Origin of the sequence: Rhodococcus sp. NPDC079359, assembly GCF_040702585.1 — a bacterium.
In the GTDB taxonomy this organism is placed as follows: domain Bacteria; phylum Actinomycetota; class Actinomycetes; order Mycobacteriales; family Mycobacteriaceae; genus Rhodococcoides.
Genome location: NZ_JBFBLH010000001.1, coordinates 387,830 through 400,491, shown reverse-complemented (window position 1 = coordinate 400,491; position 12,662 = coordinate 387,830). Strand labels below are relative to the sequence as shown.

Annotated in this window: 11 protein-coding genes; 6 read left to right on the top strand and 5 right to left on the bottom strand. The window is 65.2% G+C overall.

Features of this window, described 5'->3' with window-relative positions:
• Window positions 1–25 precede the first annotated feature (25 nt).
• From AB0362_RS01930 to AB0362_RS01915, 4 genes are all read right to left on the bottom strand, one after another.
• Window positions 26–1,141, bottom strand: a complete 1,116-nt coding sequence (locus AB0362_RS01930; protein WP_317532437.1) for a DUF4192 domain-containing protein — start codon at window positions 1,139–1,141, stop codon at window positions 26–28.
• Window positions 1,142–1,292: 151 nt separating this feature from the next.
• Complete coding sequence (locus tag AB0362_RS01925; protein ID WP_317532436.1) at window positions 1,293–2,003, bottom strand: DUF5642 family protein; 711 nt, start codon at window positions 2,001–2,003, stop codon at window positions 1,293–1,295.
• A gap of 112 nt (window positions 2,004–2,115) precedes the next feature.
• Window positions 2,116–2,748 carry an MBL fold metallo-hydrolase gene (locus AB0362_RS01920; protein WP_317532435.1) on the bottom strand — a complete coding sequence of 211 codons (633 nt, stop codon included), beginning with the start codon at window positions 2,746–2,748 and terminating at the stop codon, window positions 2,116–2,118.
• The gene (locus AB0362_RS01915; RefSeq protein WP_068050661.1) at window positions 2,745–3,830 is read right to left on the bottom strand and encodes an S-(hydroxymethyl)mycothiol dehydrogenase; all 1,086 of its coding nucleotides are present in this window, start codon (window positions 3,828–3,830) and stop codon (window positions 2,745–2,747) included. Before AB0362_RS01915 ends, AB0362_RS01920 begins: the two co-directional genes overlap by 4 nt.
• A 164-nt stretch (window positions 3,831–3,994) precedes the next feature.
• Between AB0362_RS01915 and sthA the strand changes: the two genes are divergently transcribed.
• From sthA to AB0362_RS01895, 4 genes are all read left to right on the top strand, one after another.
• Window positions 3,995–5,410, top strand: a complete 1,416-nt coding sequence (gene sthA / locus AB0362_RS01910) for a Si-specific NAD(P)(+) transhydrogenase (RefSeq protein WP_149405903.1) — start codon at window positions 3,995–3,997, stop codon at window positions 5,408–5,410.
• 199 nt (window positions 5,411–5,609) lie between these two features.
• Window positions 5,610–6,554, top strand: coding sequence for a PAC2 family protein (locus tag AB0362_RS01905; protein WP_149405904.1), 945 nt, complete (start codon window positions 5,610–5,612; stop codon window positions 6,552–6,554).
• A 228-nt stretch (window positions 6,555–6,782) separates the two neighbouring features.
• Window positions 6,783–7,823, top strand: a complete 1,041-nt coding sequence (locus tag AB0362_RS01900) for an alpha/beta hydrolase (protein ID WP_037190102.1) — start codon at window positions 6,783–6,785, stop codon at window positions 7,821–7,823.
• A 64-nt stretch (window positions 7,824–7,887) separates the two neighbouring features.
• The gene (locus AB0362_RS01895) at window positions 7,888–10,404 is read left to right on the top strand and encodes an RNA helicase (protein ID WP_149405905.1); all 2,517 of its coding nucleotides are present in this window, start codon (window positions 7,888–7,890) and stop codon (window positions 10,402–10,404) included.
• Here AB0362_RS01895 and AB0362_RS01890 read toward each other — a convergent pair.
• Complete coding sequence (locus AB0362_RS01890; RefSeq protein ID WP_366234714.1) at window positions 10,391–11,329, bottom strand: hydrogen peroxide-inducible genes activator; 939 nt, start codon at window positions 11,327–11,329, stop codon at window positions 10,391–10,393. The genes AB0362_RS01895 and AB0362_RS01890 overlap by 14 nt on opposite strands.
• Window positions 11,330–11,483: 154 nt before the next feature.
• Between AB0362_RS01890 and AB0362_RS01885 the strand changes: the two genes are divergently transcribed.
• Both AB0362_RS01885 and AB0362_RS01880 read left to right on the top strand, forming a co-directional pair.
• Window positions 11,484–12,071 (top strand): peroxiredoxin, encoded by a 588-nt coding sequence (locus tag AB0362_RS01885; protein WP_032397906.1) that lies wholly within the window; start codon window positions 11,484–11,486, stop codon window positions 12,069–12,071.
• Between the two features lies 1 nt (window position 12,072).
• Window positions 12,073–12,612 (top strand): carboxymuconolactone decarboxylase family protein, encoded by a 540-nt coding sequence (locus tag AB0362_RS01880; protein ID WP_094642035.1) that lies wholly within the window; start codon window positions 12,073–12,075, stop codon window positions 12,610–12,612.
• Window positions 12,613–12,662 lie beyond the last annotated feature (50 nt).

The following is a 12,662-nucleotide window of genomic DNA, read 5'->3' as shown; positions in this document are numbered from 1 at the left end:
CGATCATCGATGTGCTCGACTGCTGTCACCGTCGCCCGAAGGGGTCGCCGGGGAGCCGAACTCCGCAGGCGCGAGCACACGCGAAGCCGCTCTCGGCCACTTCCCGAACGAGCTCGGGACCTGCGCCGGCGCTGAGCGACCGGTCCAACAGTCGCGCCAGCGAGTAGTTCTCGTCGGCTTCCAGTGCCGCATCGATCGCGATGCGGGCCATCGGTCCGTCTCCGCGGACGTACGCGCTGAAGGCCAGAAGTGTTGCGGCAATGGCTCGTTCGGCCTTCGGCAGGACGCGGGACATCCTCGCCCAGAACTCTTCGACGAATCCCGCGTCGTCACCGAGAGTCAGGGCCAGCAGTGCGTCACGCACCTGGACATGACCGATCGCGAGTGCGATCCGAGCGATGTCGGTCGGATCCAATTCGGTGTCGTACGGCGCTCGCGCGACGTACGGCAGCACCGACGTCAGCTCGTCGTTACGAGATCGAACCCCGTCCCGTCGTTGTCGCGCGATCTCGGCGGCAACGGCCCGCACGGTCGCGTCGGGGCCCGGCGCGATGGTCTCGGCCAGCTCGGACCTGGATCGGCGGACGGAGTAGCCGTCGAGCACGCGGGCCACGGTCATCGGCGACGCCGACGGATCGGACATCAGGCCGTGCCGCTGTGGTCCGCGCAACGTCCACCAGTCGGCGGATTCCGCGATCTCCGACGCCGCAAGGGCCTCACCGAGCTGCACTCCGAACGATGCGAGTGTGGCGTCGAGTTCGGTCACCAACGCTTCCACGTCGAGAAGATGCGGTGTCCGGACGGTTCGATCGAGCCTGTCGTCGACGAACACCGCCATGACCGCGGGAATGTTCTCCATCGCGCAGTAGCCGGCCAGGTAGGCGATGACGTCGAGCATCTCCGGGGTCGCGCGGGTGTGACTGCCCGCGCGCCGATCGATGTGATCGCCGGCCAGGACGAGGTCGTGACGCATCGTGGGTCCTACGCTCGCACCGCCGTCCTTGACCGCGATGAGCACCATCGACCGGTGCGGGTGGAACCCGAGCATGGCCGGTACCGCTGTGATCAGGTCGCTCGGGTGACCGAGCCGTACGCGATGGCGGGAGTCGAAGTTGCCGTGAGAGTTCGTCGGTGTGTACATATCGGAGAATCCTGGCCGGGGTCCCGACGATCGAAAAAGTCTCGACCTGGGCTTTCGCACTGCCCTGTGGAGAACTGCCGCGCTGTGGATGAATCGCGACGCCGGCGCTGTGTCCGACCGATTCGTGTCGGTGTCGTCTGCTAGTGCTGCGTCAGCTCTGGCCGACCTTCTGGACTGCCGCGGTGAACAGCTCGTCGAGGGTCATCGCATCGGGCGTGCCCGAGCCGAACGACATGAACGTGGCCGACACTCGCACTCCGTCGACCTGGGCCATCAGAGTCAGCATCGACTGGGTGACGGCGTCGCCGCCTGCTCCCGATGCGACGGTCTGCCGGACGGCCAATGTGTCGTCCGCATCGATGGGCGGTGCAGGCGTCAGAGTGGAGGTCACCGTCGAGGTCGCGCCGGACTTGGTTGCGGTCACCTCGCCGCACTGTTCGAGCTGCTCCTTGCGCGCCGAGAGCGGTTCGTCCACCGCGGTCAACTCGATCGAGATGGTGGACCGGCTGTCGTTGTCGGTGCCGACGATCATGGCCGTGCCCGTCGGGCCGAAATCCTGGTCGGCGGGCTTGCATCCCGCCGGGCTGACCTCGGCACCGGCAGGAATTCCGCTGAGATCGGGTGCGGCTTGCGAGATCGCCTGCTGGGGCAGCACCAGGGCGTCGTACGGTGCCGGGAAGCTGGACGGATCGATCAGCAGCGTGTTCAGATCCACGCCGGACTGCGGCGACGAGGTGGTGGCACCCGCACTGGGCTCGGGAGAGCCGGTGACGGTCGAGCTGCAGCCGACCAGCACGAGAGCTGCGCTCGCCGCCGAGGTCACGGCGATGGACAGGCGGGTTCTGCGTGCGGCGGGGCTCACAAGACGTCCTCTTCGGATCGATGGGACGCCGAAGCACACGCTCCGGCGTCCCACCACTGTCTCATTCCGACCACCTCGAACGCGGCAGGCGACCTACCGCAGTGTCGCGAATTCAGCTGCCGCGGGCGATCCACTCCTCGAGGTGCGGTGCTTCGTCGCCGATGCGTGTGCCGTCACCGTGGCCGGTGTTGACTCGGGTGTCGACAGGCAGGGCGAAGAGCCGATCGCGGATGGACCCGATGATGGTCGGGAAATCCGAGTACGACCGTCCGGTGGCACCCGGGCCGCCGGAGAAGAGGGTGTCGCCGCTGAACAACTCCCCCGCTTCCGGCAGGTACAGGCACGTCGACCCGGGTGAGTGCCCGGGTGTGTGCAGCGCCAGGATGTCGGTTCCGGCCACGGTGATGCGCTGACCGTCCTCGAGGGTCGAATGCCCGACGCCCGGGTGCGTCTGTTCCCACAGCATGTCGTCGGCGGGGTGCAGCAGAATCGGCGCGTCCAAGGTCTCGGCCAGTTCCGGTGCCACGGTCACGTGGTCGTTGTGGCCGTGGGTGCAGATGACGGCCTTGACCGTCCTGCCGGCAACCGCGTCGACGATCGGGGCCGCGGTGTGCGCTGCGTCGACGATCACCACCTCGTCGTCGTCGCCGATCAGCCAGATGTTGTTGTCGACGTCCCAGGTGCCACCGTCGAGACTGAACGTTCCCGAGGTGACGACGTTCTGGACGCGGAACTTCCCGCTCACAGGACCACCACCGAACGCAGGACGGTGCCCTGATGCATCTTCTCGAAGGCGGCTTCGACGTCGTCGATGGTGATGCGTTCGGTGACGAACTTCTCGAGCGGCAGACGGCCCTGCTGATACAGATCGACCAACTGCGGGAAGTCGCGCTCGGGCAGGCAGTCTCCGTACCAGGATGACTTGAGCGATCCGCCGCGGGAGAAGAAGTCGATCAGCGGCATCTCGAGGGTCATCTCGGGTGTCGGCACGCCGACGAGCACCACGGTTCCGGCGAGGTCGCGGGCGTAGAACGCCTGCTTCCAGGTCTCCGGGCGACCGACGGCGTCGATGACCACGTCGGCACCGAAGCCTCCGGTGAGCTCCTGGACTGCTTCGACGGCGTCGACCACCGACGAGTCGACGGTATGGGTGGCTCCGAGGCCGAGTGCCCATTCGAGCTTGCCCGGGTCACGATCGACCGCGATGATCGTCGACGCGCCGGCCAGGCGTGCTCCGGCGATCGCGGCATCGCCCACACCGCCGCAGCCGATCACGGCCACCGAATCTCCGCGCGAGACGTTGCCGGTGTTCATCGCCGCTCCCAGACCGGCCATCACGCCACAGCCGAGCAGTCCGACCACGGCGGGATCGGCGTCTGCGGCGACTTTGGTGCACTGGCCCTCGTGGACCAGGGTCTTCTCGGCGAATGCGCCGATGCCCAGCGCCGGGGTCAACTCGGTACCGTCCTCGAGGGTCATCTTCTGTGCTGCGTTGTGGGTGTCGAAGCAGTACCACGGAGTGCCGCGCTTGCAGGCTCGACATTCGCCGCACACGGCGCGCCAGTTCAGTACGACGAAGTCTCCGACCTCGACGTGCTCGACGCGGTCGCCGATGGTCTCGACGATTCCGGCCGCCTCGTGTCCGAGCAGAAACGGGAATTCGTCGTTGATGCCGCCTTCGCGGTAGTGCAGGTCGGTGTGACACACCCCGCAGGCCTGGATCTTCACGACGACCTCGTTGGGCCCGGGATCGGGGATGGTGATCGTCTCGATGGAGACGGGCTCGCCCTTGCTCTTGGCGACGACGGCGCGGACCTGCTGCGGCATGTGTTCCTCCACTGAAAATCGGGTGTTTCGTGCTCTGTTCAGCCTCGCACAACGCATCAGCACGTGGCGACATCTGCATGGGTTCGACGCACCGAATCGCGAAGTTCACAAGGTTGTGACCGGGTGGGCACGCAGTCTTTGCGTGCGAGCGGTAACTATGACGAATGTCTGAACCCATGCAGTACGACCTGGTGGTCATCGGCTCCGGCCCCGGTGGCCAGAAGGCGGCCATTGCGGCTGCGAAGCTCGGCAAGCGGGTGGCGATCGTGGAGAAGGGCCACATGCTCGGCGGGGTCTGCGTCAACACCGGGACCATTCCGTCCAAGACGCTGCGCGAGGCCGTTCTGTATCTCACGGGCATGAATCAACGGGAGCTGTACGGGGCGAGTTACCGAGTGAAGGCCGATATCACTCCTGCCGATCTGTTGGCCCGAACCCAGCACGTGATCGGCAAGGAGATCGAGGTGGTGCGTTCGCAGCTGCTCCGGAACCGCATCGAGTTGATCACCGGCGTCGGCAAGTTTCTCGACGCGCACACCATCGTCGTGGAGGACGAGACGCGGGGTGAGCGCATCACTGTCGCGGCCGCCAACGTGGTGATCGCCACCGGCACCGCTCCTGCCCGTCCGGCCGACGTCGCGTTCGACGACTATCGAGTGCTCGACTCGGACGGAATCCTCAATCTCGAGTTCATTCCGGCGTCGATGGTCGTCGTCGGGGCCGGCGTCATCGGAATCGAGTACGCGTCGATGTTCGCTGCCCTGGGAACGAAGGTCACCGTCGTCGAGAAACGGGATTCGATGCTCGACTTCTGCGATCGAGAGATCATCGAGTCGTTGCAGTTCCACCTCCGCGATCTCGCGGTGACGTTCCGATTCGGCGAGGCGGTGACCGCGGTCGACGTCGGGCCGAACGGGACCGTGACCACGCTGGCGAGCGGCAAGCGCATCCCGGCCGAAACGGTGATGTACTCGGCCGGTCGGCAGGGCCTGACCACGGCGCTGGATCTCGAGAACGCAGGTCTCGAGGCGGACGCCAGGGGTCGGATCTTCGTCGACGAGCATTTCCAGACCAAGGTCGATCACATCTATGCCGTCGGCGATGTCATCGGGTTCCCGGCATTGGCTGCGACGTCGATGGATCAGGGCAGGTTGGCCGCGTATCACGCGTTCGGCGAGTCCGATGCGAAGTTGACCGACGTTCAGCCCATCGGCATCTACTCCATCCCCGAAGTCTCGTACGTCGGAGCCACCGAGGTCGACCTGACGAAGGGATCTATCCCCTACGAGGTCGGGGTATCGCGGTACCGCGAACTCGCCAGAGGTCAGATCGCCGGCGACTCGTACGGGATGTTGAAGTTGCTCGTCTCCACCGAGGATCGGTCGATTCTGGGCGTGCACATCTTCGGTTCGGGTGCGACGGATCTGGTGCACATCGGGCAGGCGGTGATGGGGTGCGGCGGCACCGTCGACTATCTCGTCGATGCCGTGTTCAATTACCCGACGCTGTCCGAGGCGTACAAGGTCGCCGCCCTCGACGTCACCAACAAGATTCGCGCGCTGGCCAACTTCGACCGCTGATCGTCTCGAGTCACCGAGAGCCCCTCGGCGCAGGATGGGCGACCGTCCGGGAATGAACGGCGGGCAACCGGTTGTTCTTGTCGGTAGTGATTCGCCACGTTCGACGTCGGCGCGTACACGGCGCGAGCCGAGGGTCGGCGTATTCTGGCTCGAATCTCGTGTCGAGGTACCGACGAGTCGATCCGAAAGGGGCCAGGCCATGACCGAACAGTCGAAGATGTACGAGCTGGAGTTTCCGGCACCGCAAATCTTCTCCAACGACGGCGTCGGACCCGTCCTGGTGCACGGCCTGGAGGGTTTCTCCGACGCGGGTCACGCGGTGAAGTTGGCCACCACCCACCTGCGCGAGAGTCTGGAGTCGGAGCTGGTCGCGTCGTTCGACGTCGACGAGTTGATCGACTACCGGTCCCGGCGGCCGACGATGACGTTCAAGTCCGATCATTTCTCGGACTACGACGCTCCCGAGCTGAACCTCTATGCCGTCAAGGACAAGTCGGGGACTCCGTTCCTGCTGCTCGCCGGTATGGAACCGGATTTGCGATGGGAGAAGTTCACCACCGCTGTCAGGCTCCTCGCCGAACAGCTCGGTGTGCGCCGCACCATCGGTCTCGGCTCGATCCCGATGGCCATTCCGCACACCCGGCCACTCGGTGTGACGGCTCACGCCAGCGACAAGGAGCTGGTCAAGGAGGGCAACAGCTGGGCAGGTGATCTGCAGGTGCCGGGCAGCGCCTCGTCCCTGCTCGAGCTTCGGATGGCGCAGCACGGTCACGAGTCCATGGGCTTCTCTGTGCACGTCCCGCACTACCTCGCACAGACGGACTACCCCGGTGCGGCCGAGACGTTGCTCGAGAACGTCGGTGAGGCCGCCGACCTGGATCTGCCGCTTGCCGCCCTGGGTGAGGCCGCGGCGCGAGTTCGGGAACAGGTGAACGAGCACATCACCGGGAACGAAGAGGTCCAATCGGTGGTGCAGGCGCTGGAGCGTCAGTACGACACGTATGTCGCCGCGCAGGAGCAGCAGTCGACGTTGTTGGCCAGTGACGAGCCACTGCCGAGCGGCGACGAACTCGGGGCCGAGTTCGAGCGCTTCCTGGCCGAGCAGGCAAATCTCGACGAGGGTGAGGGCAACACCGAGCAGTGACAGTGTGAGTGGTCACAGAAGATGATCGATTCGGCGGGCATATAGGACAGTCCGGGCCGATCGAAACATACCTGTAACCGCAAATACGCTCGATGTTCTGCCCCGAGCGTCATCTCGTGCGAGAGTCGTAGCAACACGTACTCCGGTACGTACGTCCACACACTCGTGCACGGCGTCGCCGTTCTGTGCCGCATCGCGCGGTGCACCAGGGAATTTCAGGAGGCGCAGATGAGCACCAATCCGCGCAGTCGCAAGCTCCGTCCGGTTCCCGACGAAGAACCACGGCTGATCTTCCGGACCATTCACGGATACCGGCGGGCATTCCGCATGGCCGGCGAAGGTCCGGTGCTGCTGTTGATCCACGGTATCGGTGACAACTCCGAGACGTGGAACGAAGTCATCCCGCACCTCGCGAAGAACTACACCGTCATCGCTCCGGATCTGCTCGGTCACGGTCGCTCGGACAAGCCGCGTGCGGATTACTCCGTCGCCGCGTACGCCAACGGCATGCGCGATTTGCTCTCGGTGCTGGGCATCGAGCACGTCACCGTCGTCGGGCACTCACTGGGCGGCGGCGTCGCCATGCAGTTCGCGTACCAGTTCCCGGGCATGGTCGACAGGTTGGCTCTGGTGTCCTCCGGCGGCGTCACCAAGGACGTACATCCCATTCTTCGACTGGCGTCCATGCCGTTTCTGAGCGAGGCCGTCAAACTGCTCCGCCTGCCCGGCGCGATCCCGGCGGTGAAGCTGGCGGGCGGCCTGCTGAGCAAACTGCACAGCTCTCCCCTGCGACCCGGATCGCTCCTGCACGACACTCCGGATCTGATCCGCGTGCTGAGCGAGCTCCCGGCCCCGACGACGTACGAGGCGTATCTGCGGACCCTGCGCGCCGTCGTGGACTGGCGCGGCCAGGTGGTCACGATGCTGGACCGCTGTTATCTCACCGAGAACCTTCCCGTTCTGCTCGTGTGGGGTGATCAGGACTCGGTGATTCCGGTCAGTCATGCGCGCCTCGCGCACTCGGCCATGCCCGGTTCCACGTTGGAGGTGTTCGAGAATTCCGGACACTTCCCGTTCCGGGACGATCCGATGCGCTTTTTGCAGGTCGTCGAGGACTTCATCGATTCCACCCCGTCGCTGACTTTCGACGAGGTGCGGTGGCGCAACCTGCTCATCACCGGTGTCGGTGAGGACATGATCACCGGAAGCGCCAGCACTCGGATGGCCGTTCTCGGTGCGATGGGTTCCGACGAGCGCAGCGCGACCTGAGGCGTCGCGACGGCCGCTCGGTGTCGATGCGGGTTCGGCCGTCGATCCCACATAGCCTGTAGAGGTGCTTCTCACCGAACTGATTCCCGATGCCGCCGCCGCTCGGTCCGACGGCGTCGACCCGGACGTCCTGTTCGACACGTTCACCACCTGGACTGCCGATCGCGGTCTGACCCTGTATCCCGCGCAGGAGGAAGCTCTCATCGAGCTGGTCTCCGGCTCCAACGTCATCCTGGCGACGCCGACCGGATCGGGTAAGTCGATGGTGGCCATCGGAGCCCACTACGCCGCGATGGCCGCAGGCGTTCGGAGTTTCTACACTGCGCCGATCAAGGCACTCGTCAGCGAGAAGTTCTTCGCCCTGTGCGAGATCTTCGGCGCTCAGAACGTCGGCATGATGACCGGCGACGCGTCGGTCAATTCCGGTGCTCCGATCATCTGCGCCACCGCCGAGATCGTCGCGAACCTCGCTCTGCGCCAGGGTGCCGACTCCGACATCGGGCAGGTGATCATGGACGAGTTCCACTACTACTCCGAGCCCGATCGGGGGTGGGCCTGGCAGGTTCCGTTGATCGAGCTGCCGAACGCTCAGTTTTTGTTGATGTCGGCGACTCTCGGCGACGTCTCGTTCTTCCGGGACGATCTGACCCGACGCACCGGACGCACGACCACCGTGGTCTCGGGCACCGAGCGTCCGGTTCCCTTGATGTTCTCCTACGTCACCACCCCGATCAGCGAAACCATCGAAGAGTTGGTGCAGACGCACCTCGCGCCGGTCTACGTCGTGCACTTCACCCAGGCTTCGGCACTCGAACGCGCTCAGGCATTGACGAGCGTGAACGTTGCGTCCAAGCAGGAGAAGGCCGAGATAGCCGAGGCCATCGGTGCCTTCCGCTTCACCACCGGGTTCGGCAAGACGCTGTCGAGGTTGGTTCGGCACGGCATCGGGGTGCATCACGCAGGCATGCTGCCCAAGTATCGACGGTTGGTCGAGAAGTTGGCGCAGGACGGGCTGCTCAAGGTGATCTGCGGAACGGACACCCTCGGTGTGGGCATCAACGTCCCCATTCGCACCGTGTTGTTCACCGGACTGACCAAGTACGACGGCGTCCGCACCCGCAAGCTCCGAGCCCGCGAGTTCCATCAGATCGCGGGCCGCGCGGGGCGAGCCGGATACGACACCCTCGGCACCGTCGTGGTCGAGGCCCCCGAGCACGACATCGAGAACGCCCGTCTGGTGGCCAAGGCCGGCGACGATCCGAAGAAGCTCAAACGCGTACAGCGCAAGAAGGCACCCGACGGTTTCGTCTCGTGGGGCGAGCCGACGTTCGAACGGATCATCACAGCAAGTCCTGAGCCGCTCACCTCACGGTTCTCGGTGAGCAACGCCATGCTGCTCAATGTCATTGCCCGGCCGGGCAATTGCTTCCATGCCATGCGTCACCTGCTCGAGGACAATCACGAGACCCGGCCCGCTCAGCGCAAGCACATTCTGCGGGCACTCTCGCTCTACCGCGGTCTGGTCGATGCGGGCATCGTCGAACAACTCGACGAGCCGGATGCCGACGGTCGACACGCTCGACTGACCGTGGACCTGCAGCCGGACTTCGCGCTCAATCAGCCGCTGTCGACGTTCGCGGTCGCGTCGTTCGATCTGCTCGACGCCGAATCACCGACCCATGCCCTCGACGTCGTCTCGATCATCGAATCGACCCTCGACGATCCGCGTCAGATCCTGATGGCCCAGCAGCACGCGGCGCGCGGCGAAGCGGTCTCGCAGATGAAGGCCGACGGAATCGAGTACGACGAGCGAATGGAACTGCTCGAGGAGGTCACGTGGCCGAAACCTCTTGCAGAGCTGCTCGTTCCGGCATTCGAGATCTATCGCGGCACGCATCCGTGGCTCTCCGAGGTCGGCCTGTCCCCCAAGTCCGTGGTCCGCGACATGGTCGAGCGCGCGATGACGTTCGCAGAATTGATCAGCCACTACGGTCTGATGCGGTCCGAGGGGCTCGTCCTCCGCTATCTCGCCGACGCCTATCGCACACTGCGCCAGACGGTTCCGCCGGAGTCTCGAACCGAAGAGGTACAGGACATCACCGAGTGGCTGGGTGAACTCGTGCGGCAGGTGGATTCGAGCTTGCTCGACGAATGGGAGAACCTGACGGACCCGGGTGCCGAGCCGGAGGCGCTCGTCGAGGCGTACGGATCCGATGTGCCGCGTCCGATCTCGGCCAACCCGCGGGCCTTCCGAATTCTCGCGCGCAATGCGATCTTCCGCCGAGTCGATCTGGCGGCGCGCCGACAGTGGAACGCCCTCGACGACCTCGACGACGGCCCGGACTGGGAGACGGAACTGGAACCGTTCTTCGCCGAGTACGACTCGATCGGAACCGGACCATCGGCCCGCGGCCCCGCGCTGTTCACGCTGAACGTCGGTGCGGAGTCCACCACGGTGCGTCAGGTGTTGGAGGATCCCGACGGTGACCACGGCTGGTCGCTCGACGCCGTCGTCGATGTGCCGGAGTCCGATGCGGCAGGCGAGATCGTGTTCGACGAGATCGTGATCACGCCCGGCTGAGTCCACGTGTGTTGTCGGCGAGGACTTCTGCGGCGAGAAGACCTGCGAGCGCACTGTATTCGGCGGCGCGCGCACTCGAAGCTCGGTGCACGAGACCGATGGTGCGGCCGGGAGCAGGGTGGGCGAACTCTGCGGTGGACAAGCCCGCACGAGCGACCTCGACCTCGACGGCGCTGCGCGGCAGCAGCGTCAGGCCGAGCCCTCCTGCAACGCACTGCACCACCGTGGTCAGCGACGTTGCCCGGGTATCGCTCGCATCGGGTGCGGTGTCGACCGAGCGGCACAGATCCAGGGTCTGCTCGCGCAGGCAGTGCCCCTCGTCGAGGAGGAGCAGTGGGAGACCGCGGAGGTCGGCGACCGTCAGATCCCGACGCCCCGCGAGAGGGTGCTCGGCAGGGAGCGCGAGCACGAAATCCTCGGTGTACATGGCCGTTTCGATCAAACCCGGATCGGCGAGGGGCAGCGCGAGAACGGCGACGTCGAGTGCACCGGACCGGAGTCCGTCGAGCAGTCGAGCGGTGTGATCCTCCACTATTCTCGGTACGAGGTCGGGGTACTCGACGCGCACGGCCGGGAGCACTGCGGGCAGCACGTAGGGCGCCACGGTGGGAATGATCCCGAGCCGCATACCACCGGTCAGCCGACCGCCCAATCCTGCTGCGGTAGCGACCAATCCGTCCACGGCGTCGAGTGCCGCAGTCGCCCGACCGAGTAACCGACCACCGGCCGACGTCAGCAAGACCCTGCGGGTGCTGCGCTCGATCAACTGCACCCCCAGCCCCTGCTCCAGCGTGGCGAGAGCCTGCGACAGAGACGGTTGAGTGATGTTCAGTTGCGTTGCTGCACTGCCGAAATGGCGATGTCGGGCGACCGCGACGAAGGCACGCAGATGCGACAGGGTCGGCTGATAGCTTCGATCGGTCACGCCTATCAGTCTAGTGCCACTCATCACGTTTACCTTTCACCACATTTTTGGCACACTCGTACCGGTCGGCCGGGCTCGTACGGCTGCATTCACGCCACCGATCCGAACCGCCCACATACGGAACCGACGCGATCATTCGACACGAGGAGACCACATGGCACTGTTGACAATTGGCGACCAGTTCCCTTCATACAACCTCACCGCCGTCATCGGCGGAGACCTCTCCAAGGTGAACGCCCAGCAGCCCGACGACTACTTCACCACCGTCACCAGTGACGATCACGCGGGCAAGTGGCGCATCGTCTTCTTCTGGCCCAAGGACTTCACGTTCGTGTGCCCCACCGAGATCGCCGCGTTCGGCAAGCTGAACGAGGAGTTCGAGGACCGCGACGCACAGGTCCTCGGCGCGTCGGTCGACAACGAGTTCGTTCACTTCCAGTGGCGGGCACAGCACGACGAGCTCAAGACGCTTCCCTTCCCCATGCTGTCGGACCTCAAGCGCGAATTGGCTGCTGCCACCGGTGTTCTCAATGCCGACGGTGTGGCCGACCGTGCCACCTTCATCGTCGACCCCAACAACGAGATCCAGTTCGTGTCGGTCACGGCAGGCTCGGTGGGGCGCAACGTGGACGAGGTCCTGCGAGTTCTCGACGCCTTGCAGTCCGATGAGCTGTGCGCCTGCAACTGGAAGAAGGGTGATCCCACCATCGACGCAGGCGAACTGCTGACGGCGAGCGTCTGACATGACGATCGACAACCTCAAGAACGCCGTCCCCGAGTACGCCAAGGACCTCAAGCTCAATCTCGGTTCCATCGCCCGCTCCACGGTGCTCAGCGAGCAGCAGCTGTGGGGCACCCTGCTGTCGGTGGCCGCAGCGTCGAAGTCCGCGACGACGTTGAAGGAGATTGCCGAGGACGCAGCCGATTCACTGTCGGCCGAGGCGTACAACGCCGCCCTCGGTGCCGCGTCGATCATGGGCATGAACAACGTCTTCTACCGAACCAAGGGATACCTGGACGGCAAGTACGACGATTTGCGCGCCGGTCTGCGCATGAACATCATCGGCAACCCCGGTGTGGAGAAGGCCGACTTCGAGCTGTGGTCGCTCGCGGTCTCGGCCGTCAACGGGTGCAACCACTGTCTGGAGGCACACGAGAAGACGCTGCGCGCCGAGGGCGTCGACCGCGAGAAGATCTTCGAGGCCATCCGCGCCGCGTCGATCGTCGCGGGTGTCGCGCAAGCGATCGAAGCAGGGCGAATCCTCGACGGTGCCGCCGTCTGAGCGTCGACCCGACCTGATCACCGAACGAGGGATCCGCGACCGCGGGTCCC

Bases quoted from the DNA above. Each gene is read 5' to 3' on its own strand.
- sthA (WP_149405903.1), top strand. From the start codon at position 3,995: ATGTCTGAACCCATGCAGTACGACCTGGTGGTCATCGGCTCCGGCCCC.
- AB0362_RS01900 (WP_037190102.1), top strand. From the start codon at position 6,783: ATGAGCACCAATCCGCGCAGTCGCAAGCTCCGTCCGGTTCCCGACGAA.
- AB0362_RS01915 (WP_068050661.1), bottom strand. From the start codon at position 3,830: ATGCCGCAGCAGGTCCGCGCCGTCGTCGCCAAGAGCAAGGGCGAGCCC.
- AB0362_RS01880 (WP_094642035.1), top strand. From the start codon at position 12,073: ATGACGATCGACAACCTCAAGAACGCCGTCCCCGAGTACGCCAAGGAC.
- AB0362_RS01905 (WP_149405904.1), top strand. From the start codon at position 5,610: ATGACCGAACAGTCGAAGATGTACGAGCTGGAGTTTCCGGCACCGCAA.
- AB0362_RS01930 (WP_317532437.1), bottom strand. From the start codon at position 1,141: ATGTACACACCGACGAACTCTCACGGCAACTTCGACTCCCGCCATCGC.
- AB0362_RS01885 (WP_032397906.1), top strand. From the start codon at position 11,484: ATGGCACTGTTGACAATTGGCGACCAGTTCCCTTCATACAACCTCACC.